General features: G+C 69.9%; 27 protein-coding genes. 9 read left to right on the forward strand and 18 right to left on the reverse strand.

Going from position 1 to position 21,597, the window contains the following annotated elements; all coding sequences use genetic code 11:
* Positions 1–253: 253 nt before the first annotated feature.
* Together ACWDZ7_RS39470 and ACWDZ7_RS39475 are read left to right on the forward strand one after the other, a co-directional pair.
* Entirely contained in the window at positions 254–805 is a 552-nt protein-coding gene (locus ACWDZ7_RS39470) for a GNAT family N-acetyltransferase (RefSeq protein ID WP_451803586.1), read from the forward strand.
* Positions 806–964: 159 nt separating this feature from the next.
* Positions 965–1,582, forward strand: a complete 618-nt coding sequence (locus ACWDZ7_RS39475; protein WP_451803587.1) for a DUF6000 family protein — start codon at positions 965–967, stop codon at positions 1,580–1,582.
* Positions 1,583–1,637: 55 nt separating this feature from the next.
* Here the strand turns inward: ACWDZ7_RS39475 and ACWDZ7_RS39480 are convergent, their stop codons facing one another.
* From ACWDZ7_RS39480 to ACWDZ7_RS39495, 4 genes are all read right to left on the reverse strand, one after another.
* Positions 1,638–1,811 carry a hypothetical protein gene (locus ACWDZ7_RS39480; RefSeq protein ID WP_451803588.1) on the reverse strand — a complete coding sequence of 58 codons (174 nt, stop codon included), beginning with the start codon at positions 1,809–1,811 and terminating at the stop codon, positions 1,638–1,640.
* Between the two features lie 615 nt (positions 1,812–2,426).
* Entirely contained in the window at positions 2,427–2,609 is a 183-nt protein-coding gene (locus ACWDZ7_RS39485; RefSeq protein ID WP_451803589.1) for a hypothetical protein, read from the reverse strand.
* A 21-nt stretch (positions 2,610–2,630) separates the two neighbouring features.
* Positions 2,631–3,419, reverse strand: a complete 789-nt coding sequence (locus ACWDZ7_RS39490) for a hypothetical protein (protein ID WP_451803590.1) — start codon at positions 3,417–3,419, stop codon at positions 2,631–2,633.
* A gap of 41 nt (positions 3,420–3,460) precedes the next feature.
* Complete coding sequence (locus ACWDZ7_RS39495) at positions 3,461–3,952, reverse strand: hypothetical protein (protein ID WP_451803591.1); 492 nt, start codon at positions 3,950–3,952, stop codon at positions 3,461–3,463.
* A gap of 221 nt (positions 3,953–4,173) precedes the next feature.
* Between ACWDZ7_RS39495 and ACWDZ7_RS39500 the strand changes: the two genes are divergently transcribed.
* Complete coding sequence (locus ACWDZ7_RS39500; RefSeq protein WP_167795518.1) at positions 4,174–4,335, forward strand: hypothetical protein; 162 nt, start codon at positions 4,174–4,176, stop codon at positions 4,333–4,335.
* Here the strand turns inward: ACWDZ7_RS39500 and ACWDZ7_RS39505 are convergent, their stop codons facing one another.
* The 14 genes from ACWDZ7_RS39505 to ACWDZ7_RS39570 form a co-directional block, all read right to left on the reverse strand.
* Positions 4,336–4,524 (reverse strand): hypothetical protein, encoded by a 189-nt coding sequence (locus ACWDZ7_RS39505; protein WP_451803592.1) that lies wholly within the window; start codon positions 4,522–4,524, stop codon positions 4,336–4,338.
* Between the two features lie 80 nt (positions 4,525–4,604).
* Positions 4,605–6,740 (reverse strand): chromosome segregation protein ParM, encoded by a 2,136-nt coding sequence (locus ACWDZ7_RS39510; protein ID WP_451803593.1) that lies wholly within the window; start codon positions 6,738–6,740, stop codon positions 4,605–4,607.
* An 81-nt stretch (positions 6,741–6,821) separates the two neighbouring features.
* On the reverse strand, positions 6,822–7,238 hold the full coding sequence (locus tag ACWDZ7_RS39515; RefSeq protein WP_451803594.1) for a conjugal transfer protein TraB: 417 nt from the start codon (positions 7,236–7,238) through the stop codon (positions 6,822–6,824).
* Between the two features lie 20 nt (positions 7,239–7,258).
* Positions 7,259–9,481 (reverse strand): ATP/GTP-binding protein, encoded by a 2,223-nt coding sequence (locus ACWDZ7_RS39520; protein ID WP_451803595.1) that lies wholly within the window; start codon positions 9,479–9,481, stop codon positions 7,259–7,261.
* Between the two features lie 128 nt (positions 9,482–9,609).
* Entirely contained in the window at positions 9,610–9,918 is a 309-nt protein-coding gene (locus ACWDZ7_RS39525) for a hypothetical protein (RefSeq protein ID WP_451803596.1), read from the reverse strand.
* Entirely contained in the window at positions 9,915–10,394 is a 480-nt protein-coding gene (locus tag ACWDZ7_RS39530; protein ID WP_451803597.1) for a hypothetical protein, read from the reverse strand. The genes ACWDZ7_RS39525 and ACWDZ7_RS39530 overlap by 4 nt, the downstream gene beginning before the upstream one ends.
* A 115-nt stretch (positions 10,395–10,509) precedes the next feature.
* Positions 10,510–12,225: a DUF2637 domain-containing protein gene (locus tag ACWDZ7_RS39535; protein WP_451803598.1), complete on the reverse strand. Its 1,716-nt coding sequence runs from the start codon at positions 12,223–12,225 to the stop codon at positions 10,510–10,512.
* Between the two features lie 629 nt (positions 12,226–12,854).
* Complete coding sequence (locus ACWDZ7_RS39540) at positions 12,855–13,007, reverse strand: hypothetical protein (RefSeq protein ID WP_451803599.1); 153 nt, start codon at positions 13,005–13,007, stop codon at positions 12,855–12,857.
* Positions 13,008–13,148: 141 nt separating this feature from the next.
* Positions 13,149–13,520 (reverse strand): hypothetical protein, encoded by a 372-nt coding sequence (locus ACWDZ7_RS39545; RefSeq protein WP_451803600.1) that lies wholly within the window; start codon positions 13,518–13,520, stop codon positions 13,149–13,151.
* Between the two features lie 105 nt (positions 13,521–13,625).
* On the reverse strand, positions 13,626–13,871 hold the full coding sequence (locus ACWDZ7_RS39550) for a DUF5999 family protein (RefSeq protein ID WP_451803601.1): 246 nt from the start codon (positions 13,869–13,871) through the stop codon (positions 13,626–13,628).
* 136 nt (positions 13,872–14,007) lie between these two features.
* Positions 14,008–14,181, reverse strand: coding sequence for a hypothetical protein (locus ACWDZ7_RS39555; protein ID WP_451803602.1), 174 nt, complete (start codon positions 14,179–14,181; stop codon positions 14,008–14,010).
* 75 nt (positions 14,182–14,256) lie between these two features.
* The gene (locus ACWDZ7_RS39560; protein WP_451803603.1) at positions 14,257–14,571 is read right to left on the reverse strand and encodes a WhiB family transcriptional regulator; all 315 of its coding nucleotides are present in this window, start codon (positions 14,569–14,571) and stop codon (positions 14,257–14,259) included.
* A 257-nt stretch (positions 14,572–14,828) separates the two neighbouring features.
* Positions 14,829–15,029 (reverse strand): hypothetical protein, encoded by a 201-nt coding sequence (locus tag ACWDZ7_RS39565; RefSeq protein WP_451803604.1) that lies wholly within the window; start codon positions 15,027–15,029, stop codon positions 14,829–14,831.
* Between the two features lie 167 nt (positions 15,030–15,196).
* Positions 15,197–16,048 carry a hypothetical protein gene (locus ACWDZ7_RS39570; protein WP_451803605.1) on the reverse strand — a complete coding sequence of 284 codons (852 nt, stop codon included), beginning with the start codon at positions 16,046–16,048 and terminating at the stop codon, positions 15,197–15,199.
* A gap of 353 nt (positions 16,049–16,401) precedes the next feature.
* Here ACWDZ7_RS39570 and ACWDZ7_RS39575 point away from each other — a divergent pair, with 353 nt between their 5' ends.
* The 6 genes from ACWDZ7_RS39575 (at position 16,402) to ACWDZ7_RS39600 (ending at position 20,923) form a co-directional block, all read left to right on the forward strand.
* On the forward strand, positions 16,402–17,151 hold the full coding sequence (locus tag ACWDZ7_RS39575; RefSeq protein WP_451803606.1) for a GntR family transcriptional regulator: 750 nt from the start codon (positions 16,402–16,404) through the stop codon (positions 17,149–17,151).
* Between the two features lie 89 nt (positions 17,152–17,240).
* Positions 17,241–17,864, forward strand: coding sequence for an AAA family ATPase (locus ACWDZ7_RS39580; RefSeq protein ID WP_451803607.1), 624 nt, complete (start codon positions 17,241–17,243; stop codon positions 17,862–17,864).
* A gap of 102 nt (positions 17,865–17,966) precedes the next feature.
* Positions 17,967–19,400, forward strand: coding sequence for a helix-turn-helix domain-containing protein (locus tag ACWDZ7_RS39585; protein ID WP_451803608.1), 1,434 nt, complete (start codon positions 17,967–17,969; stop codon positions 19,398–19,400).
* Positions 19,401–19,404: 4 nt separating this feature from the next.
* Complete coding sequence (locus tag ACWDZ7_RS39590) at positions 19,405–20,088, forward strand: RibD family protein (protein ID WP_451803609.1); 684 nt, start codon at positions 19,405–19,407, stop codon at positions 20,086–20,088.
* Positions 20,088–20,555, forward strand: a complete 468-nt coding sequence (locus tag ACWDZ7_RS39595) for a deaminase (RefSeq protein ID WP_451803610.1) — start codon at positions 20,088–20,090, stop codon at positions 20,553–20,555. Before ACWDZ7_RS39590 ends, ACWDZ7_RS39595 begins: the two co-directional genes overlap by 1 nt.
* A gap of 101 nt (positions 20,556–20,656) precedes the next feature.
* Positions 20,657–20,923: a helix-turn-helix transcriptional regulator gene (locus ACWDZ7_RS39600; protein ID WP_451803611.1), complete on the forward strand. Its 267-nt coding sequence runs from the start codon at positions 20,657–20,659 to the stop codon at positions 20,921–20,923.
* The last annotated feature ends 674 nt before the right edge of the window (positions 20,924–21,597 follow it).

Here is a 21,597-nt window from a genome sequence, read left to right on the forward strand (position 1 = left end):
AACCGGCACCCCGCCACCCGCTACGACGTCGGTAAAACCGTAAAACGCCCCGAGACGCTCGTCGCTCTGCGTAACGGTCGATGTTAAGGAACAAGCTGAGCAGCGCGTCTACCCGTGTGGTGGTGCCGTAGGCGCGGTGCCAGCCGAAACGGGCAGCGAACATGAGGGAGCGGAGGACTCAGCGAGAGTCGAACTCCGGGCCGGGCCTTGTCCTTTCGGATCACCCTCACGGGGTTGCGATAGGTTGCCCGCCATGAGTGAGCGCGGACCCGTAGCCTGGCCACCTGCTCCGATAAGGACCGAACGGCTCGTGCTCCGCGAGTCCGAGGCCCGGGACCGTGCGGCATTCATCGAGCTGTTCGCCTCGCCAGAGGTTCGCACCTACCTCGGTGGCCCCCGCCCGCGCGATGAGCTCGAACGCGCAGTGCCCGAGGTACCCGGGCGGCGTCCTGGTCTTTTCGTGATCGCTCGCGACGGGGCGATGATTGGCACGATTACCCTGCTCGATCGGCGCGACGCGGAGCGTCCGGGACACATCCTTCCGGAGGCAGGGGAGGCCGAGCTCGGCTACATGTTCCTGCCGGAAGTGTGGGGACAGGGGTACGCCGCCGAGGCATGCGCAGCGGCACTCGGCTGGTTCGCCGACGCCTTCCCCGGCGAGCCGGTGGTGCTCTGCACTCAGACCGCCAACAACCGCTCGATGAGCCTCGCGGCGAAGCTGGGGTTCACCGAGGTGGAGCGGTTCGAGGAGTGGGGTGCTGAGCAGTGGTTCGGCGTGTGGTCCTCAGTCTCACATTCCGGTTGAACTAGACCCGGCTTTCCACCGGCTCCATCGATTGCTCCGTAGCCGCGGTCCTCCAGTGGCAAGGCGCTGCGGAAGCCGCGTGGGCCATCGCCGGTCATCGGACAAGCCAGGCAGGGAACGGGCTGGCTCGTTCCGCATCAGCAAGGCAAGATCAGCCGTGTGATACGCGATCCTCGTGACGATGCCGAGTTGCGAGCCCTGGTTCGCCGTTATGTCACGCCCGAGCGGCGCTATCTGAAGCTCGGCGGCAGCTTGCTGCACATGCACAGTCCTGAGTACGACCGATTCATGCGAGGTCTCCGTGAGGACGCGGGACTCATCACCCCTGATGAGATCGCCGTGCTTCTTGGGGGCAGTTGGAGGGAACGGAGAACTGCCGCGTGGCTCGTAGCTGTCTCCCGCCGGACGGAGTTTCGTGAGCGACTCGGGGAACTCCTGCTGGCCAGCGAGGTCTGCTGTGTCGGGCTGGCCTACAGCGTGGCGCTGGCCAGTTTCGGAACGAAGCGCGATGCTGAACTGCTCGCCGCCTACCTTGATCGCTACCTATGCCGCCCTGACCTCGCATACGACCAAACCGTCGTCATGGGCGCTCTCCACTTCATCGACCTGAACCTTGGAAGTGGGCAGGCCGACCGCTTCCGGGAACCGGGCGGCCTGTGGCATCAGTGGCTCCAGGAAGCGCCTCACCAGCAGGCCGACACGGACCCCACCCCCCACTATCTGAGCCTCATTCGTCGGCTCTGCGCGTTCGTCGACGAATGCGCCGAGGCGCGATGACCACCCCCACCTCGTGGTGGTCTCGCTGGACCTTCCTCAGCGCACCGCGCAGCGGTCAGATCCGTGTGCGGGACGCGATGTAGTCGAGCCAGTCGCGTCCGGCGTATCTGGTCCAGCGGATGGTGTTGCTGATGCTGGTGAAGTCGGCCAGGACGGACGCCGGCAGGCCTGTGGCCAGCGCGAAACGAGCATTGTTGCAACCGTCGCGAAGCGCGGCGTGAGTCGGCATCCAGGCCAACCAATGGGGGCGTCTTGCCGAGCGGGTCGAAGAGGCTCCAGCTATGCGGTTGTTCTGGCCATTGACGGGCTTGCCCTCGGACTGCGCCCGGTCCAGTGCCCATTCCTGCGCGAGCGTCGGCACACGCTACGGCCGGGCGAGCTTTACGTCGTAAAGGCAGGCCCGGGTGGGGTGGTTGCACCACTGGTCGGGCCGATAGGCGCATGATTTGCAGCGTAGGACCGCGACCGGGCCGTGTCCGCCGGGGTTCAGGCCCTCGGTTCAAGTGCGCCGGTCGAACTCTTCCAGGGTCGCGTCGCTGAGCGGCACCTTCTTACTCTCGCGGCGGCGCTTCTTCCAGGGGGCGGGGCATCACCTGCTCCAGGTATCGGGGAGTCGGCGCTGGGGGAGCGGGTAGCGGGGGCCGGGGCGCTGCGGGCGGGGCCGGCCGATCCGGCGGCGCGGGCGGGGGATGAACACGAGTGATCTCCTCCAGCGGTTGGGTGGGACTCACCGCGCCCCGCTGCGTCGGTGCGTCGGCGGGCGCGGGAGTTGGCGGCCGGGCGGACTGTCCGGTCCTCGCCAACCCAGGGGCGGGCAGGCAAGGGCCGGGCAGGGCGTCAGGTCTCAGCGGAGGCGGAGCAGTCGGATGACCTTCTGCTCCAGCTGGTCGAAGAGGGGCGAGTGGGTGGGCCGCCAGGCGGTGCGGTCCCCGCCGTCCTCCGTGGCGAAGCTGCGGGAGGGCCCCCGCAGGTGCACATCGAGGTGAAGGGCGCCGCGCCCTGGTCGGCGCGGCGCCGGCAAGAGCACGCGGGCGGGCTTGCCTGTGATTCAGCGCTGGAGCGGGTGGACGTTGTCGGGGCCGTAGTCGTCGCCCGCCGGGGTGGGGGCGGGGATCGTGGCGTGCAGGTGGAGCGCGGGGCTGAACTGGTACTGCGGTGGGTGGTTGTGGACGATGGGCCGCAGGGTCAGGCCGCGCAGGGCGAAGATGCTGGCCAGGGCCCACATGAGGGCGGCGAGCCCGGTGGCGGCGGCGCGGCCCCCGGCCGGGGCGGTGGACCAGATCATGGCGAGGCTGCCGATGCCGAACAGCATCCAGGTGATGCGTGCGCCGGCGTTGCCGAAGAACCCGCCGACCAGCCCGAGCAGTCCGGTCAGTTGCCAGAACGCGTACAGGGCGGCCGGGGCGACGGCGAGGTGCGCGGCCTGATCGGCGAGGAAGACGCGGATGGGGTGGTCGACCGTGCCCCACAGCCCGCTGCCGTCGCCGGCGCTGGTGGCCGGGACGGCGGACAGGCCCTTGAGTGTGGCGGAGGCGATGTCACCGGCGGCGTCCAGCATCAGCATGATGAGGCCGAGTCCGCCGAACAGCGCGACCGCCTTGATCCAGTTGGCGGCCTCGTGCCAGCTGGCGTGCCGGGCCTGGCCGACCTCCTCCCACCGCTGGTGGAGGAAGCCGCCCTCCCACGACTCTTTCCACGCGGCACGCAGCCGCGCGAGCCGCTGGGTGCCAGGCTTGCCGTCCAGTTCGGGGCCCGGCGGCACGGGCGGCAACTGGTTGAGCACGTCGAGGAAGGACGGGTTCTCCCGGCCGTTGACCGGCTTGTCGTGGTTGGGCATGGCGTGGCTGTTCCTTCTGTTGGAGGGCTGTGGTGGGCGGGTCAGCGGATCTCGTTGCGGATGCGGGCGAAGAACGCTCCGCGCGTGGTGTTGGTGTTGTGGATCTGGGTGTGGTGGGTGACCGGGCCCTCGAAGACGTTCGTGGTGACCGCCGCGCGGGCCTTGCTGATCGCGCCGCCGATGGCGGTGGCGGCCATGGCCAGGCCCGCGAACGGCAGGGTGACCATGAGGACGCCGTTCAACGTGACGGAGGACAGGCCCTGGAGCACGAGCCAGGCACCGCAGCCGATGCCGGTGACCCCGGTGCCGACGCCGAGGGAGGCCACCGCGATCCCGGCCGCCCAGGCCGGGACGATCCGGTGGTCCTCCTGCTTCACGGGCGGGGTGGGGCCGAAGGCTGGCGGCTCGGTGTCGTCGCGGTACGAGGTGGGGTGGTGGCGTACGGGCCGGGCCGCCCAGTCGTCGATCAATCGGCGGGCTTCGGCTGCGGCCTCGGACTCGGGCATGCCGTGCTGGGTGTGCAGGGGGTCCATCGGTCGTCTCCGATCACGCGAAAGGGGAGCGCCCTCCTGGCCGTGGTGGCCGGGAGGGCGCGTGGGGGAGGGGCGCGCGACGGCGAAGGGCGTCGCCGGAGTGTGTGTCCGGCGGCGCCCTTCGGCGTTGCTTGCAGGGGAGTTGGGGCTGGTGGGTGGGTAGTCACCGCACACGCGCCCGGGGCATCCTCGGACCAAGCTGGTGCGGGGAAGGGGCTGGGGTGGAGTTCGTCTTCGAGTGCGGGTGGTGCGGGGGTGAGAACTTTTTCGTGGGCAAGCAGGTCGGCTTCTGGGTCGACAAGTGGGAGGTGCCCGCGGAGTGGGACTGCCGCTTTTGCGACGGACTCAACTACACGCCCGATCCGCCGTGGACCGAGGCGTAGTCAGAAGCTGGAGATCAGTCCGGCGGCCGAGGTGAGGGCGCTGTTGATGGCCGGGGCCAGGCCGGTCGCGGCGAGGGTGAAGCCGAACAGCGTGCAGGCCAGCGCGGAGCCGACGCGGACGTAGCCGCCCTTGACCAGGACGAAGACGATGATGCCCAGCAGCACGGCGGCGGAGATCGAGAGGGCCACGGTGGGGGTGCTCCTTCACAACGGGTCGGGTGGGGCCGGCCACGGCTCGGCAGGCCGGCCCCGGGGATGGGTGAGGGTGATCAGGCGTCGGTGAGGCTCTTGATGGCCTCCAGCGCCTGGCGGGGAGAAGCGACCTCCTCAGGGCGGCGGCCGCCGCCCTTGGAGCCGCGGCCGCCGCCCTTGCCGGCGCCTGCGCCGCGGCGACGGGAGCGGTCCTCGCCCTCGTCGTCCTCGTCGGGCTCGGGCCAGAACTCGCCGGGCCGTACGGGCTCGTTCCAGTCGAACCACAGGCCGCGCTTCTCCAGCTCCCTGACCTCGTAGTCGGTGAGCCGGTTGACCTCGTTGGGGAAGAGGTGCGCGAGGTCGGTGTCGAAGTCCGCGTACAGCGACCGCATCAGGACGGCGCGGCCGTTGTCGAGGACGATGACCGCGACGCCGCCCGTGCTGACGCCGTTCTCCGGGTCGGCCTCGCCGCGCATGGCCCGCTCGATCGCGGAGCCTTCGCTGCGGGAGTATCGGGCCGGGATGGTCGGCACGTCGTAGGCGTTCTCCATGGTGCCCTCCGCCGCCTTGCGGGTGGCGCCGGGCGAACCCATGTTGAAGATGACCGGCCTGGAGTTCTGGCGCAGGTTGTCCTTCATCTCCGTGGAGAAGCCGTTGTGCGCGAACGGGCTCTGGCCGGCCGGGTTGAAACCGATACCGTACTTCAGGCCGGTGACCGTGAGGTCCTTGCCGTCCTTCTGGATGAACTCGCCAAAGTCCCCGTCCTGCGCGGCGGTCATGAACTCATCCGCGTACACGTTGAGCTGCCGGTAGGGGCAGCGGGTGTCGCCCGGCTTGTAGTCGTGCGGCTGGCCGTCGTGCGGCCAGGGCATCTCCGCCCGGATCTCACACAGCGCCTTCGCCGCCCGCAGGGAGCGGGCCATCCACAGCGCGTTCGAGCCCTGCCGGTCGATGTACCGGCCGAGCACGGTGGTCTTCTCGTCCTTGCGGACGGTGGACAGCCACACGACCTGGCCGTTCAGGGACTGGGCGGCCATGTTGATCGCGAAGAACTGCGTCTTGCCGGACCGGCTGACCCCGAGGGTGAGGCCGTGGGCCGGGGCATTCTTGTCGTGCTGGTACACCATCGTCTTCACCGGCTGGCCGGTGATGGTGAACCCGCACACGTACATGCCCTTGGCGTCCGGGGTAAGCAGCTCGCGGGTGGCGGGGAAGATCGCGCTGAGCGGCGGCTCGTCGAACGCGCTGATCAGGAACTCCGCACCGTCGATGAGGACGAACACGCAGGAGTCGTCCTCGGGCAGCCCGAGCGCGCGGCAGACCTTGGCCAGGTCGATGCGCGGGGTCTCGGTGGAGTCGGCCATCTTCGCCCGGTAGAAGGTCACGCCGCGCTCGTCCTCGCGGGTCGTGTGGACCAGCACGGAACCGGGAGCGCCGCCCTTCGGGCTGCCGATCCGGTCCGCCCAGCGTTCCTGGTCGGTCGGCTTGGTGCGGCGGCGCTGGTTGGCGTCGGGGGTGATGCGGGCCTCCATCCAGCCGGGGCCGCCCTGGCGGCCGGGCTGGATGGCGACCTCCGCCAGGACGACGTCGCTGGAGTGGACGCCGAACGGCGCGGCGACCGCAGCCTCGGTCAGGCCGGTGATCGGCCGCCCCGTCTCCGAGGCGCGCAGCAAGATCGTCATGTCGTGCTGCATGCCGGGGTGCCGGGTGGCCTTGACGATGTGGGTGCGGCCGGGCATCCCCGCCTGCTCCCACAGCACCCGGGCGTCGCGGGTGAGCAGGTCGGCTCCGTCGTCCGGCACCGCCGGCTCCTCGAGGACTTCGGCGGGCGCCGGCCGCGGGGCCGGGGCGGCCACCGGTGGGCGGTGGCGGCGGCGGGTGTGCCGGGAGAACGGCATCACCAGGTAGCCGGCCGCCGCCCATCCGGCGGCGAGCAGCCCGTCCATCCAGTACGGACCAAAGCCGCCGGTGTGCCCGGCGGCGACGTCGACAGCGGCGGCCAGGACCAGCGGGGACCAGCGCAGGATCTTGCGCCCGGCGCCGGGCTCGTCGCTCTTGGCGGCCAGGAACCAGGCACCGATCCCGGCCGCGCCGGCCAGCTGCACGACCTGGTTGACGGGGCTGTCGGGATAAACGTTGGGGGCCACGGCCAGCACGGGCGCGGCAAGGGTGTAGGCGAGGCGTTCGAGCGCGACACTGCGCGGTGCGGCCACCGGCTTCTCCTTCGGTGAATGAGCACGGGCGGCCCCGCGGATCGCGGGGCCGCCCGTGGCGGGGTGAGCGGGGGAGTGGGGTCAGCGGTTGAAGAACCCTGGTTTGGGGGTCTTCTCTCGCCGGTTGGAGCGGATGTCATCCAGCGCGCCGTACAGCTTGGAGTGGGTGCGCCGGGCTTGGTAGGTGAGGTCGGTCGTCTCGTGCGCGGTGTCGCACAGCTTGCGGACCTCCCGTGCAGCACCGTCCAGGGCGGTGGCGACGCTGTAGGTCAGCTCGACGAACTTCGGGTCCAGGTCGGCGTTCTCGATATCGGTGGCGAGACTGTCGGTCTGTTCGGCGTTGCGCTCCATGCTGCGGCGCAGCGACTCCAGCTCGATGGTGGCGTCGTCCATCGCCTTGCCGAGTTTGTCCAGCTTGGCCTGGACGGCCTTGTACCGGTTGTCGCTGTCGGCCACGGCAGGGACCGTGTGGCTGCGAGGTGCGGGTGCGCTGCTCATCAGCGGGTTTCCTCCGGCTGTTAGTCGTGGTGAGCGGCGGCCGAGGTATGTGTGAGCCCGGCGTCTTCCTTGGCGGCCATGTCCTGTCCGTAGACACGGGCGACCATCGAGGCGGCGAGCTTGGCGGCCTCCTTGGCGAGGTCGCACTGCTCGGCGCACCGTTCGGCCTGCAGCCTCATCCGGGCCGCGGAGTCGGCGAGGTCGGTGATCAGGTCGGTGACTTTCGTGTCGATGTTGTGGTCGGCGACGAGGTCACCGGCCATCTCCCGCAACGCTTCGGCGATCTTGCCGAGGGCCTCGGTCAAGGCTTCGGCGCGTTCTTGGTCCGAGGCGGCCTTGATGGCGGTGTTCGCCATCGCCATCAGGTACTGGTCGAACGTGGTGTCCGTACGGTGCCGGGCGCGGAGATTGTCCTGCCCGGAGGACCTGTTGACCTGCGTGCTGCTCACGCTGCTCCCTTCCGTGCTGACAGCCTGGCTGGTGCCGGGCCGTGCGGTGTGCCTCTCCGGCGCGGCCGGCAGGCTCCTGATACCGGTCGTCACGGCCGCGGCCGGTTCGGGGACGATGTCCGCGTCGACGATGTCGTCCTCGCCTGCGGCGGCGCGCTTGGGCGGGCGGGCGTCGTGCTCGGGCCACTCCACCGTCGGGGTGGGGTCCTGCGCGCCGAACGGGCTGTCCGCCGCACGGCCGCGCCGGCCGGCACGCCCCGTACGACCACGTCCCGCCCGGCCGGTGCGACCGGTGCGCCGGGTTCGTCCGCGCCGACCGGCCCGGCCCGTGCTGCCGGTGCGCCGGCGCCGGAACCGGCGCCGCTTCTTCTTCGCGCCGTCAGACGCCCCGTCACCGGCTGTGGAGTCCTTGCCCGGTTCGGCGCCCGCCGTGCCGTCCTTCGCGGCGCTGGAGGCCCCGTCAGGGGTGTCCTTGGCGGTCTTGGCGTCCCTGCCGGCGGTGCCCTTGGCCTTGGAATCCTTGTCCTTGGTCAGGTTCACCTTCTCGGTGCCGGCCGCCTTGGCGTCCTGGGCGGCCTTGGCATCCTGGGCGGCCTTCGCGTCGGCGCGGCGCTTGTCGAAGCGGCGCTGGGCTTCCTCGCCGACGGCCTGGCCCAGCGTGGTGCGACCGGCACCGGCCGACGCCGCGGCTTCCCGCTTCGCCTTGCGTGCCTCCGCCCGCTGCGCCTTCTTGGCCCGACGGTCCTCCCACGCCTGCTGCTTCTGGGCGCGGGCCTGGTCGCGGTCCTTGGACCGGTCCGCGACACCGGCGACGTGCCCAGCGCTGCGCCGTTCTTGCCGCCCGGCCTGCCTGGCCCCGGCGCGCTCCTGGCGGCCGCGGGCCCGCTCGGCACGGGCACCGGCAGCCGGACCGTTCTGCGTCCGGCCGCCCTCACCCTTCGAACCGGCCCGGCCGGAGCCGCCAGAGCCCGTCTGAGAGCCTTTCGGCCCCCCGGACGGAGCGCTGCGCCCGGAACCGGCTGCACGGCCGCCAGAGCCTGACGGAGAGCTCTTCGCGCCGCCCTTGCCGCCACCGCTCCCCCCGGTCGCTCCCGACCCGGAACGCCCCCCGGGGCCTGCGGAGTTGGGACCGCGTGAGCCGCCGGGCCGGTTCGCCGAGCCGGAGTTGGTGCGGGAAGGCCCGTTGCCGCCACCGCCGCGCGAGGACCCGCTCCCGCCGCCGGCCTTCGAGCGGCCCTTGTCCGCCCCCAGGCCGGAGGCGGACGACTTCATGCGGTCGGCGTCGGCCTTTCCGCGTGCCGCCGCCTTGTCGCCTTTCGCTTTCATCATCGCGGCGTGGAGCTTTCCGTTTTGCTCCATCATCGCGACTTCCTGCGCGGTGCGGCCCTCCAGCAGCGCAGCCTTCCGCGCTATTTCAGCCTCGCGGAAAGGCGCTTCACCCTCATGAAGCGCCCGCGCTTTCTCCAGCCGGAATTCCAGCCAATCACCGAGACGGTCAGCGAGAGAACGAGGCTGCTCGTATTCGCCTTCCTCGTATTCGTCTTCGTCTTCACCGGTTTCCGGCGCGGCAATTCCTTCGGAACGCAGCACCGTTGCCGGATCCGGAGCGGCCGGGATCGCGGGAAGTTCCGCCGTCGTCTCCTCCGGGCTCTCCGGTGGGGCCTCCGGAATGTCTTCCGGCGGCGGAATGGTGTCGATGAAATCCGGGGTCGGCGGCAGCGTGTAGGTGGAATCACCGCTCCAGGGACCGTGGACCAGGGTTCCGCCGCCGGTGTCGTCGGGGTCGTCGGACACGGGCACCTCCCCTCCTGGGGACTTGACAGACAGTGGGGTCTCGTGTGCACGCGCGTGCACGTGCACGTGTGCACGCTTTACGCGCGCGAGGCCCCGCCGGAGTCCGGCGGGGCCTTCGTGGGTGACGCTCAGCTACGCGGGCCGTGCTGCTTCAGGACGGTGTCCGCGTACTGCATGAGGTGGTCGAACAGCCGCGCATCGCCCGCCTGCCGCTTCTTCAGGACCAGCCTGAAGAGGCGGCAGACCAAGGTGAATGCGGTGATGACATCGCCGCGACCGGATTTGACTTCCTTGGTGATTTCGGACCGCGTAACGCGGAGCCAGAATTCCATCCGGCCGATTTCCCCGCGATTTTCGATCGCCTTGCGCTCTTCTTCCCGCAGCCAGCCGTTCCGCCCTTGAATCGAGCGTTCGACGCTGCTGAGGGGGCGCGTCATGCCGACTCCCTCTTACCGAGGTCGTAAATCGACGTGGGACCACCATAGCCTGAATTGTGACTCTGCGCGCCCTCCTGCGGCGGATTGGGCGCGGCCTGGAGGGGTGGCGGGGTCTTCTTCCGCTGCCTTTCCAGCTCCTTTTCCTTCCTTCCCTTGGCCGTATTCACAACGGCCTCGTCGTGGGCGCGGCGCTTGTAGGCGCTGTTTTCCAGGCCCTCGGTCAGGTTGTTGAGGTTCTTGAGAACCTGGCCCAGTGCCTTTTCCACGGGCCTCGCGCGCAGCCTGGCGTGGTACCAGCGGTCGCCCTCCACGTGCGTGTCGCGCAGGTGCACGCGGGTCTCGTGCGCGAGGGTCTCCAGGTTCGTGCCGATGTCCAGCAGGACCCGCTGAACGTCGGCCAGGTACCGGGCGGTTGCCTCCGGGCTCTGCGCGACGTCGCGCAGCGGGGAGTAGTTCGGGTCGTTGTTGCTGTTCACGGCGGGGATTCCCTCCTGGTGTACTGGTGGGGCTGTTGACTGCTTCCGGCAGTCGCAGCGAGGGCCAGCCCGCTTCCTTCGGGCTGGCCCTCACTGGTGTGTGCCGGACGGCGGATCAGGGGCGGTAGCCGCCGGCGAGCAGTGCGACGGCCTCCTGGCGGTACTTGGAGGCGGTGTCCGTGGACGACACGTCGAACTCGCGCTGGATGTCGGCGATCGTGACGACCCGGCACAGCTCGCGGTGGATCCCGTCGGCGTCCAGGCCGACGAACACCGCGCCGGCCGCGAACGCCATGCGCGCGACCCTGCGGACCGCCCGCTCGCGCGGCGTCAGCTTCGCGGCGTCCTCGATTTCGACCGCGCGCCGCTCGACTTCGGCGGCGGCGAGCCGCCTTTCGGCAGCGGCGTACTCGGTTTCGGCCTCACGCATGCGGGCCGCCTGCGTGTTCGCGTCGGCGGTCGCCTTGCGCGCGTTCTCCTGTGCCGTGAGCCGGTCGGCTTCGGCGGCGCGGCGGCGGGTTTCGGCAGCGGCCCGCTCTGTTTCGGCGGCGATCCGATCGGCTTCGGCAGCACGCTGCCGGGCCTCTGCGATCTCCGCCGTCTCGATGGCCTGAGCCTCCGCCGCGGTGACCCGGTCGGCCTCCGCCGCGAGCCTCCGCTTCTCCGCCGCCTGGCGCTCCAGCTCCGCCGCGCGGACGTCCGCGGCGGCCTTGGCCTCACGCTCCTGGGCCGCCTTGCGGGCCGCCTCCGCCTCGCGGGCGCGGGCTTCGGCGATGACAGCCGTCTCCAGCGCGGCCTCCTCCAGCTCAGCGGCCCGCTCAGCGGCGCTGACCTGGGCTCGGGCGTGCGCACGGGCCTGGCCGGTCTCGCCCTCCACCCGGGCGCGGACGGCCTCGAGTTCGCCCTCCGCCTCCAGCCGGTCGGCTTCGGCCTTCTTGCGCGCGAGCTCCCGGCGCGTCTCCGCGTCCAGGCGCCGGCGCTCCGCCTCCTCCGCGCGGGCCGCAGCAGCGCGTTCCTGCTGCTCAGGCATCGCGAGGGCCTGCGCGACCGTGTAGCCGTGGGCGGCCATCTGCATCGGCAGCAGTTCGTCCTCGGTGGCCTTGCCGAGGTCGCCGTCGTACTTGCGCTTGAGCCACTGCTCATAGCCGATGAGCTCCTGCTGGCGCCGGATCATCTCCGGGTATGAGGTGACGTTGTGCAGCCGCATCCGGCGGTAGAACCGCGGCGTGGCGATAGGGGAGAGGATCCAGCGGTGCAGCGGGATCCGGTCGGTGACCGTTCCCGCCTCCAGCCTGGCCTTTTGGATGATCAGGCGGCGGGCGGCCTCGACGCCGATCACGAACAGGATCGGCATGACGCCGTGACTGGCGGCCTGCACCGGGTCGGTGCCGATCCGGCCCTGTGAGCTGGCGTTGAACCAGATCGTCGCACCCGTCATGGCGTGCGCGGCCATCCGCAGGAGCGGCCAGGGGGTGCTCTTGCGGATCAGGTACAGGTCGAGCGCGAGGAACGCGATGATGCTGGCATCGACGCCGACCGGGAACCAGGGGGCCAGTTCCTTGCTGAAACCCCAGCTCAGGGCAACCTTGGCCAGAGTGCTGTAGGACATCGTGAAGCCGATGACGCCGACCAGCGTTCCGCCGACCGCGGCGACGAGCGACAGCGCGGTCATCAGCCGGTCACGAGTGGGCTTGATCGTCTTCCGCTTGTCCGGGCTCGAAACGCCCCGAGCCGTACCCGAAACCTTCTCGGGTGCGCCCGAAGCGAGGCCCGGCGGGCGCGAAACGGGGGTGTCGGGAGCCGCGGTCTGCGGCATATCGGTGATCGTCATGGGGGCCTCCGAGAAGGGTCGTTCAGGCGTGCGCGAAACGGCGGGGGCTGCTCCCGAAACGCGGCGGCGCGTTCCCGAAGCGGCGGTCGGTGCGGTCGGTTGATCACGAAACTGGCACCGGCTCTACCCGCTCCGCGCGCACGAAATGACCGGCGGCCCGCGGGGCGGGCGGCCGTGCTCTCGAAGCGTCATGGGGCGGGCTCGAAACTCGATGCGGCTCCCGCCGGGCAGGCGCGAAGTCAGCTCTCGGGGAACCGCGCGGCGTGCCGACGGAGGTCCAGCTCTCCACCACCGCCCCAACTGGCCGCCGGGATACGGCAGCCGCGGTGCGGGCAACTGGCGGTCACCTAGTGAGGCCGAGCCGGTCGGGATGTCATCCCCAGGAGCGTCCGCAGCCGCCACAGCTGCTGGCGGTGGAGGCGTTGTCAGCACCACATCCGCCGTTGCCCTGGCACGTCCAGCCGAGGGTGAAGGAGAAGTTGCGGGTCACACGGCGCGAAGAGCGGGTGAGAAAGAAGGGCATGGTCATCGTCCTGACTGTCTGCGGGCCGGACTGTCCGGCTCCCTGGCATCGCCCGGACCGCGCCGCCGCGAGGGCGGCAGCCGGTGCGGGCGGGGCCAGGCAGCCGTCAGACCGTGGCCACGACCGGGTCGGCCTCCGGGAAGACCAGCGGCACCGTCTCCTCGGGGGCGGAGGCCGGTGCCGGTGCCTTGGCGCGCCCGTTGCGGGGCTTCGGGTTCGCCGCGGGGCGCTGGCGGCGGGTGGCGGGCTTGGTGGCCACGGAATGTCCTCTCTCTTCCGGGCGCCTCCGAGAAGGGGGACCGTGGATCTGCGGCGGTGGGTATGGTCGTCACCAGGCCCTACAGGACCCCGGCAGCTCTAATGCCGGGGGCTCGGAGGGCCGTCTGCGTGGAGCAGGTGGTCAGCGCGGGGCGGGCAGCGTGCTGCGGTCCTGCGCAAGGTGCTGGCGCAGCCAGGCGACGGCGGCCGGGGTCATCGCCCCGGTGTCCGGCTCGCTCAGCGGCGCCGTGTCGATGTCGTGCATCGCGTCGGCCGCCGGGAGCGGCCGCATGTAGTCGGGGTCGATCCCGGCGCGGTAGCTGAGGCTGCCCAGTTCGGTCAGGTCGTAGAGGACCTTGCCGGTGTCGACGTGCCGCCAGAAGCGCTCCACCCTGCCGACGAACGTGTGGCCGGGCAGACCGAGCCAGAACCGTTCAACGTTGCGGAACAGGACGATGTCGCCCTTGATGTAGGTGACGGTCGGCCGGAAGGTCCGCGACTGCTGCTGTGCCATGGGCTCACCTCTTACCCTCGTGGTCCGGACTGTCCGGCTCCCTGACACCGCCCGGGCCGCCCACCGCGAAGGGTGGCAGTCGGTGCGGGCGGTGCCAGGCAACTGTCAGCCCGTGGCCGCGAGAGGCCGGTGCGGGGCGATGACCTGCCCGTCGGCGAGCAGGCCGGTGTCGTCGAAGAGAAGGACGGCGTTACACAGCAGGCTCCAGCCCTGCTCCGGATGCGCGGCCACGACGTGTGCGGCCTCTCGGTCCGGGCTGTCGGCCGACGGGCACTTCGGAGTGTGCGTGCATAGCGAGTCCGGCAGCGTGGCGCCGGTCGTCGCGGTGTCGAGCTGGGTACTGCTACGCATGAGCTCTCCTGCGGGGGTGCGGGCCCGAGACTCTCCCGGGCTGGAGGCGTGCGAAAGGCCGGCCGTCATGCGGGCGACCGGGATGCTGAAGCAGCACTGCATGGGACAGAAGTTGGTGTCCTCTCCCGTACGGCGGTCAGCGCTTCTTCTTCTGCTGGGTGAGGTAGGCGTCCTGGAGCCGGACGAACTCCGCCTCCAAGCGCTGGCCGCTCGCGCACGGCGCGTCCGGCGAGCACTGCGTGCAGTCCCCGCGGTGCGCGCGGCGGGCGGCCGCGGCCTTCATGTAGCGGGCGTACAGATCGTCAGCCACGAGAGCGGCGCCCGTAGTCGTGCCACTGGTTGATGCGGTGCAGCTTGTCGGCGAGCTGCTGACGCTCGGTGTCACTCACGCCAACCTCCGCGCCGCCCGCTTCCGAGCGGCCCGACGCCTCAGCGACCTCCGCTCGTCCTCGGACAGGCCACCCCAGACACCCGCTTCCTCACCGGTCTCGAGCGCCCACCGCAGGCACTGCTCCATGACCGGGCAGCTACGGCAGACCTTCTTGGCCTCCTCGATCTGCAGCAGCGCCGGACCGGTGTTGCCGATCGGGAAGAACAGCTCGGGGTCCTCGTCCTTGCAGACCGAGGCGGCCCGCCAGTTGGTGTTGACCGGCAGGTCGGCGGAGGGCGCGTAGACCGTGTTTACGATGGAGTGGTTCATCAGGGCCTCCCAGAAGGTCCGTGCAAGTGACAGCCCCAGGGGTGCATCCCTGGGGCTGTTCGCGTGTCTGCGGCCGGACGGCCGGAGCGGGGGTGAGTTCCCGACGCTCTCCGCCGGCCCCGCCCGTGGGCGGGGCGGGGACGACGGGCAATGCCGGGGGGGAGGTCAGCGGCGGTTGTTCTCCGACCGCTTGTTCTGCTCGCTGTTCTTGCGCGAGAGCTCATCGCGCTCCGCGTCGGTCAGGCTGATGACGGCGTTCACCGGACCGCCCCCATCTGCGCGAGGGTGCGGCGGGCACGGCGGCCGGCCTTCGCGGCGCGGGAGTCGCCGTCGGCCACCAGGTGGCGGACCAGGCGGTGGAAGGCGTCGGCCTCATCCGGCTCCGGGCCGCGGCGGTTGTCCTCGTCCTCCATATCGTCGTAGAGGCCGTTCGACGGGGCGGGGATCGTACGTGTCATGCTGGGCATCAGGTCCTCCGAGTCAGGTCCTGGACAGTCCGAGGGCTGCAATCCCAAGGGCTGTCACGATCACTCCCCACTTGGGGAGTCGACTGCTGTACGAGCAGCCAAGGCCCCGGCCTCCCCTCTGCGGGGTGGCCGGGGCCTTGGTCGTTCGTCGTGCAGTCCTACCGGGTGAGCTGCTCTTCCTGCGTCGCCAGGAGAGTGATCGCGCTCATCAGGTCAGCGCGCTCCCAGTCGGTGAGCTGCGGGGCGTCGGCCTTGCGCGGGTTGAGCGTCTGGATCAGCGGGGCCAAGGTGTCGCGGACGCGCCGGAGGTCGGCGTCGGCGACCGGCTCGGAGACGTTCTTCCATTGCTGCTCGTGCAGCAGGCGGAGGCCCCATGCGCGGCGGTCGTTCCAGTCCTCGCGGTCCATCTGCGCCTTGCGGCGGGCGGGGGCGAGGCGCTTGGTGTGCGCGGCGAGCTGGGCGAGGCGGCGGCCGTCGGTGCACCGGGCGGTGAGGTCGGCGGCGCGCAGGATGTTGCCCTTGTCGTCCTTGATGGAGCAGGTGGAGCAGCCACGGACGTGGGCTTCGTCCAGCTTGCGGGCCGTCTTGTCGTCGACGGTGCCGCCGACGATCTGCATGACGGCGGGGGCCGAACCGGTCTTCGGCTTGCGGATCACGCGGGTGGAGCGTCGTCCGTTCGTCTGGGTCAGGCCCTCTTCCAGTCGCTGGAACCACTGGTCGACGGTGAGGTTGACGGTGACCAGGCGGTGGCTGCCCGGGCAGCGGATCGGGTCGTCGGTGCCGGCCTTCTCGGTGTGGTGGGGGACCAGCTTGGGCCGCGAGCTGTGCGGCGTGCTGATCGGCACCCAGGTGCGGCAGGTGGGGCAGACCAACGTGAAGTAGGCGAGGTCGACCTCGTGCGGCTTGAGGCTGGAGACGACCAGCGGGGGGAGAGTGCTGATGGCGCGGGACCGGGCCCGGCGGGGACGCTTCTGAGCGGTGAGGTCACGGGTTCGCGTAGAGGTAAGCATGAGCGCTCCTTCGTACGGAGGGGGAGGGGTGCGACGCAGGTGCTCTCTCCGCCTCTCCAGGCCACACGGCGAACCGGCGTCCTGGAGGACGGACAACGCATCAGCGCTGCGGGGTAGTACTCGCTGCAGACCATGGGCGGAGGAGTTAGAGGTGCCTCGGGCTCCGGCCACCAAGGTGGCTAGGGCTTTGGACTCCGGCCACCGAAGTGGCGATCTGCTGCGATGGTGCGCGGGGGCGGAGACCTGGCGGTCCGTCAACCCCCGATAGACACCTAGGGTTCCCTAAGGTTCCCTAGGGTGTCAAGCGGTACGGTAAGGACCCTAGGATTCGATACGCAGAAGGAGGCGATGGAATGGACCGGGCCGACAACAGGCCGCCCTACGCGCGCATCGCGGGGCACTACAGAGACCTGATCGAGTCCGGCGCACTGTCGCCAGGAACTCTGCTGCCGAGCATCAAGGCCCTCTCCGAGGAGTGGTCCGTCAGCACCGCCACGGTAGAGAAGGCCCTGCGCAAGCTCCGAGAGGAGCATCTGGTCAGGGGCATCCACGGAATCGGCACCGAGGTGCTCGGTCTGCGCGTCCCTATGTCCTCGGGGGCGGAGCGCCACGACCGGAGCAGCAAGACCCAGTCGTCCTGGGGCACGGGGGAGAAATCCTCCGGGCACACCGCCGGCATAGTGCCCGCCCCTGCGGACGTCGCAGGTGTGCTCGGCATTTCCCCTGGTGAGGACGTCATTCGCCGAAGCCGCGTTTACCGGGATGCTCACGGAATCGTCTCCCACTCCACGTCTTGGATCCCGGCGGAGTTCGAGCGGGCCGTCCCCGAGCTGGCGCGCAGCGCGCGCCTCAAGGGCGGCCTCTCGCTGGACCTGATCTCGCGCACCACAGGACGGAAAGTCGCACGGCGCGTCGACGACGAGGGCGCCCGCATTGCGACCGCCGAGGACCTGGAGCTCCTGGAGCTGCAACCCGACACGATCGCCGCGATCCTCGTCCTTACTGCGCTCTTCCTCGACGCCGATGGCGAAGTGCTGGAATACGGAGTCGACTTGGGAGCGCCCGGACGTACTCGACGCACAACATCCGAGGCTCCGCGGTGACCGGCCTCGGAGGACCCGTTTTGGATGACACTCTTACTCACTGCCTTGAGAGCCGTCTCGCTGTGCTCCTGGATGCGGAGCGCCTTGACATGCTGACCTTGGAAGGACGGTTCAAGATCAACCGCATCAGCCAGGCGCTGTCCGGCCGTCCGGGGCCGGCGCCTCGCGCGATTCTCATGTCCGGCCTCCAGGGCTCGGGCAAGACGACCTTGGCGAGGGCCCTGGCCGAAGCCGGGTTCCGGCGACTCTGCCCCGACGAGGAAATGTTCCGCCGCTACGGCCACTACGGCCGGGACTTCCCTCGCGGTGAATTCCTGGTACGGGAAGCACCGGTCCTCAAGGACATCGCTCTCGAACTCCAGCAGCTCCTCGCCCAAGGACACGACGTCGTCGTCGACCACGGCTTCTGGACTCCAGAAGAGCGCGGCCAGTGGGCGGCAACTGTGATGGAGGCCGGCGGCAAGCCAGTGCTGGTCTACCTGCCCGCACCCCACGAGGTGCGCTGGGAGCGGGTCCGGAGGCGCAATGACCAGTCCCTTGTCGATCCGAACAGCATCGAATTCAGCGAAGAGGACCTGCTGCGGCACGCGCGCCGATTCGAACCGCCCACTGACGACGAACCGCACATTACGTTCGACGGCCACGTAGAAGACCTTGTGGCTGCGCTGCAACGGAATCCAAAGAACGACCACGACGACCTCCCTCCTAGCTAGCCCCGAGCGCCTTCTTCGGTTCTAGTCGCGAGGACCCGCGATCTCTAGATTCGCCATGTGGCCGACTCAACTGGCCACATCAGCCACATGATTGGGGACACGATGGCTCAGCGACCCAGGCAACTCACGCCCTGGGTGTCCCCCCTGCACAACTGGGGCTACCAGCTGCGAGAGCTGCGGAATTCGCGGGGTCTCAGCCTCCGCGAACTCTCGAAGGGGACCCGCATCGACCATGCTCACCTGGGGCGATTCGAACGAGCGGAGCGCATGGCCGACCGCGCCCAGGCGGCGCTCCTGGACGATGCCCTGGGCGCCAGTGGGATGCTGCTCCGCCTCTGGGAGCAGATCGGTGACGAGCGTGGCCATGTGGCCAATCCGCCGGTCCATGTGGCCAAGTCCTCGGTTGATCTGGCCTTGGCCATGCCAGACCAGGCAGCGTCGGATGATGAGGGGATCTCGGTCCCGTGTCGTCTACGTGATGGGTCGGTGGTCTGGGTGGCTATGAATCGGCGGGCGCTGCTGCGCACGGGGGTGGGAATCGGTGCGGCGGCGGCCGCCGGCATCGGTTCGCCGGCCTTAGCGGCCTCGGATGCCGTGCCTGGCCTGGTTCGCAAGGCGCGTGCCGCGTCGGCGTACGGCTCGACGCCCGTTGAGCACTTGCGCCGCGCCCGTCGCCATCTGATCGACGGCGACAACCTGCTCGGGCCGCGCCACGCCCTCAAGACCACGCGTGACTACATCGACGTCATCCAGCAGCTGCGGCGGGAGGCGAAGGGCACCGACCGGCACGACTTGATGGAGCTGCAGACGCAGTACGGGGAATTCTTGTCCTGGCTTCACCAGGACCTGGGCAACCCGGACGCCGCGTCCTACTGGCTCGACAGGGCGATGCAGTGGTCGTACACGGTCGGCGACACCGATTTGACCACCTACGTCATGGCCCGCAAGGCACAACTCGCCGGTGACACAGCCGACCTGGTCGACGTGGTCGATCTCGCCGAAGCCGCTCAGCGGATGGCTCGGCCCCGCAGCCGGCTCGCCGCTGTGGCCCGCACCTACGAGGCGTACGGGCACGCGTTGCGCGGTGACGCCGACGAGAGCGAGCGGGCCATTGACGATGTCCGCAACGCCCTCGATGGCGCCTCCGCCGATCCCACCCCGTGGGGCGTGTGGTTGAACGCGTCGTACGTGGAGGTCCACCGCGCGCAGGGTCTGCAGGCCCTCGGCAGGCACGACCAGGCCGCCGACGCCTTCGCCGACGCCATCCAGTTGATGCCCGGCGACTACCACCGCGACCGCGGCGTCTACATGGCGCGGCAGGCCGTGGCGCTGGCTGGTGCCCGCGACCCGGAGCGGGCCGCGACGGTCGGCATGCACGCGCTGACCGTCGCCGCCGACACCGGCTCCGGCCGCATCACCAACGAGCTCGCCCGGCTCGACACCGCCTTGATCCCCTGGCAGCGCGAGCCCTCGGTCTCCGAGTTCCGCGCCGCCTTCGACTCCACCCTCGCCCACGAAACCGGAACGGACGCCTGAGCAGATGACTGCCCGCCCGTACGTCGTGCTGTCGGCCGCCATGTCGGTCGACGGCTACCTAGACGACTCCAGCCCCGAGCGGCTGCGCCTGTCCAACGCGGCCGACTTCGACCGCGTCGACCAGGTCCGCGCGGAGTCCGACGCCATCCTGATCGGCGCGACGACCATGCGGAAGGACAACCCGCGCCTCCTGGTCAACAGCGAGGAACGCCGGGCTCAGCGCGTTGCCGAGGGTAAGCCGGCCTACCCGCTCAAGGTCACGGTCACCCGGACCGGGGACCTCTCCGCCGACCTCAACTTCTGGCACCACGGCGGTGAGAAGCTGGTCGTCACCGTCGACGACGCGGTGGAGAAGGTGCGCGCCACGCTCGCCGGCCTTGCCGACGTCGTCAGCGTCGGCCCGGACCTCGACTGGGGCCTGGTCCTCGATGAGCTCGGGCGCCGGGGCGTCGGCCGGCTCATGGTGGAGGGCGGCGGCACGATCCACACCCAGCTCATGGCTGCGGACCTCGCCGACGAAGTGCACCTGGCCATCGCGCCCTTGCTGGTGGGTCAGCCCGAGGCGGCACGCTTCTTGGGCGCCGCCGAATACCCCGGCGGATCGACGGCCCGGATGAAGGTGCTGGAGATCCTCGCGATCGACGACGTCGTCTTCGTCCGTTACTCCCCGAAGGAGCGGACCGCCTGATGTACGCCCCCGACCGAGAGCAGGACCTGCGCTGGATGCAGCGTGCCATCGACCTCGCCGCGCTGTGTCCTCCGGCCGCTGGCGCCTACTCGGTCGGGGCGGTCATTGTTGGCGAGGATGGCACCGAGCTGGCGTCCGGCTACTCCCGCGCGACTGGCCCCCGCGAGCACGCGGAGGAAGTCGCCCTCGCTCACCTCCCCCAGGACGACCCGCGCCTCACGGAGGCGACGATCTACAGCACGCTGGAGCCCTGCTCCCAGCGCAGCGCCTCTCGTACGCCCTGCGCGCAGCGGATCCTCGAGGCCGGCATCCCGCGCGTCGTCATCGCCTGGCGTGAGCCGAGCCTGTTCGTCGACGACTGCGTCGGCTACGAGGAGCTGGTGGAAGCCGGCGTGACGGTGGTGGAACTTCCCGAGCTCGCGGTGGCCGCGAAGGCCGTCAACGCGCATCTGGGGGAGCTGGCCTGACGACGGCAGTCAAAGAAGCGCCGACCGCCGCATGGGTGCTTACCGAGCAGAGATCAACTGATGTATTTTTTCGGGAAACGTTGAATGGGATGGAGGCTGTGATGTCAGATCCGCTGCGTCGAATCGATGCCCTAGTAGATGCTGACACGCTGCCCCCGCCTCACATCCGGCAGCAGCTGCGCATCGCTGCGAATCTCACCCAAGAGGAAGTCGCCAAGGCCATCGGCGTCAAGCGGCTTGCTGTTGTGCGGTGGGAAGCCGGCCAGACTCAGCCCCACCGAGGAAACCGCCTGAAGTACGCGGAGCTGCTCCGCCGTCTGACCGAGGAGCACCCGTCCGTCGCTCAGGGGGAACCGGATGAGGGCTGACCTCTCACCTGTTTTCTGGCAGGCCGACTCCACCTTCGAGATCGAGGGGGTCGGGATGACCTAGCGGCCATCGGCCGCGCGCGCCGATAGGTGGACGGCAATCCACTGTGGCCCCGCGCGGCCCGTCTCGCCGACCGTCAGGTCGGCCGCCCAGTCTCCGGTTGGCGCCGGTTCTGGGCTCCAGCTCATCGAGCTGGGTTGAGCAATCAGTTGCAGCGCCCGGTCCACAAGGACCACGCACCATCGCAGCGGCCCCCCGGCAAGGGGGCTTCTGCGCCCGCTCTGTCAGCCCCGGCAAGGGCTTTTAGAGCACCCGTTCGAATCGCGCAGGAAGGGAATCGCTCCTGGTTCTTCGTCCGGTTGCCCGCTCCTCACGGAGAGGGCGGCCACCTCACCCATTCACTCGCTGGCTGCCCTGTTCCCACGGGTCGTCCGGCTCGCATATGAGAGTTGGTGTCGTCGCCATAGTGCCCGATCTCGTGCCCCCTGAAAAGCGGGAGGCTGACCGTTTCAGCCTATTTTGCCCTGCTCAGGAGTCCCGTGTGACGGGATTCGCCACGCTTCCCAGCCCGATTCATCCGCTTTGCCTGGCAGCAGAGCGAGTGCGATGCGCCGAATCATCTGATCGTAGGAGCAGCGTTCAGTCCGAGGCCGTGATGTCAGGCGAACCGCTC

The organism is Streptomyces sp. NPDC003032, from assembly GCF_053591415.1.

What these genes read in the sequence shown, in the direction of transcription:
- ACWDZ7_RS39470 (WP_451803586.1), top strand. Translation starts at nt 254, where the DNA reads ATGAGTGAGCGCGGACCCGTAGCCTGGCCACCTGCTCCGATAAGGACC.
- ACWDZ7_RS39480 (WP_451803588.1), bottom strand. Translation starts at nt 1,811, where the DNA reads ATGCCGACTCACGCCGCGCTTCGCGACGGTTGCAACAATGCTCGTTTC.
- ACWDZ7_RS39490 (WP_451803590.1), bottom strand. Translation starts at nt 3,419, where the DNA reads ATGCCCAACCACGACAAGCCGGTCAACGGCCGGGAGAACCCGTCCTTC.
- ACWDZ7_RS39495 (WP_451803591.1), bottom strand. Translation starts at nt 3,952, where the DNA reads ATGGACCCCCTGCACACCCAGCACGGCATGCCCGAGTCCGAGGCCGCA.
- ACWDZ7_RS39515 (WP_451803594.1), bottom strand. Translation starts at nt 7,238, where the DNA reads ATGAGCAGCGCACCCGCACCTCGCAGCCACACGGTCCCTGCCGTGGCC.
- ACWDZ7_RS39525 (WP_451803596.1), bottom strand. Translation starts at nt 9,918, where the DNA reads ATGACGCGCCCCCTCAGCAGCGTCGAACGCTCGATTCAAGGGCGGAAC.
- ACWDZ7_RS39535 (WP_451803598.1), bottom strand. Translation starts at nt 12,225, where the DNA reads ATGACGATCACCGATATGCCGCAGACCGCGGCTCCCGACACCCCCGTT.
- ACWDZ7_RS39545 (WP_451803600.1), bottom strand. Translation starts at nt 13,520, where the DNA reads ATGGCACAGCAGCAGTCGCGGACCTTCCGGCCGACCGTCACCTACATC.
- ACWDZ7_RS39550 (WP_451803601.1), bottom strand. Translation starts at nt 13,871, where the DNA reads ATGCGTAGCAGTACCCAGCTCGACACCGCGACGACCGGCGCCACGCTG.
- ACWDZ7_RS39560 (WP_451803603.1), bottom strand. Translation starts at nt 14,571, where the DNA reads ATGAACCACTCCATCGTAAACACGGTCTACGCGCCCTCCGCCGACCTG.
- ACWDZ7_RS39565 (WP_451803604.1), bottom strand. Translation starts at nt 15,029, where the DNA reads ATGACACGTACGATCCCCGCCCCGTCGAACGGCCTCTACGACGATATG.
- ACWDZ7_RS39570 (WP_451803605.1), bottom strand. Translation starts at nt 16,048, where the DNA reads ATGCTTACCTCTACGCGAACCCGTGACCTCACCGCTCAGAAGCGTCCC.
- ACWDZ7_RS39575 (WP_451803606.1), top strand. Translation starts at nt 16,402, where the DNA reads ATGGACCGGGCCGACAACAGGCCGCCCTACGCGCGCATCGCGGGGCAC.
- ACWDZ7_RS39580 (WP_451803607.1), top strand. Translation starts at nt 17,241, where the DNA reads ATGCTGACCTTGGAAGGACGGTTCAAGATCAACCGCATCAGCCAGGCG.
- ACWDZ7_RS39585 (WP_451803608.1), top strand. Translation starts at nt 17,967, where the DNA reads ATGGCTCAGCGACCCAGGCAACTCACGCCCTGGGTGTCCCCCCTGCAC.
- ACWDZ7_RS39590 (WP_451803609.1), top strand. Translation starts at nt 19,405, where the DNA reads ATGACTGCCCGCCCGTACGTCGTGCTGTCGGCCGCCATGTCGGTCGAC.
- ACWDZ7_RS39595 (WP_451803610.1), top strand. Translation starts at nt 20,088, where the DNA reads ATGTACGCCCCCGACCGAGAGCAGGACCTGCGCTGGATGCAGCGTGCC.
- ACWDZ7_RS39600 (WP_451803611.1), top strand. Translation starts at nt 20,657, where the DNA reads ATGTCAGATCCGCTGCGTCGAATCGATGCCCTAGTAGATGCTGACACG.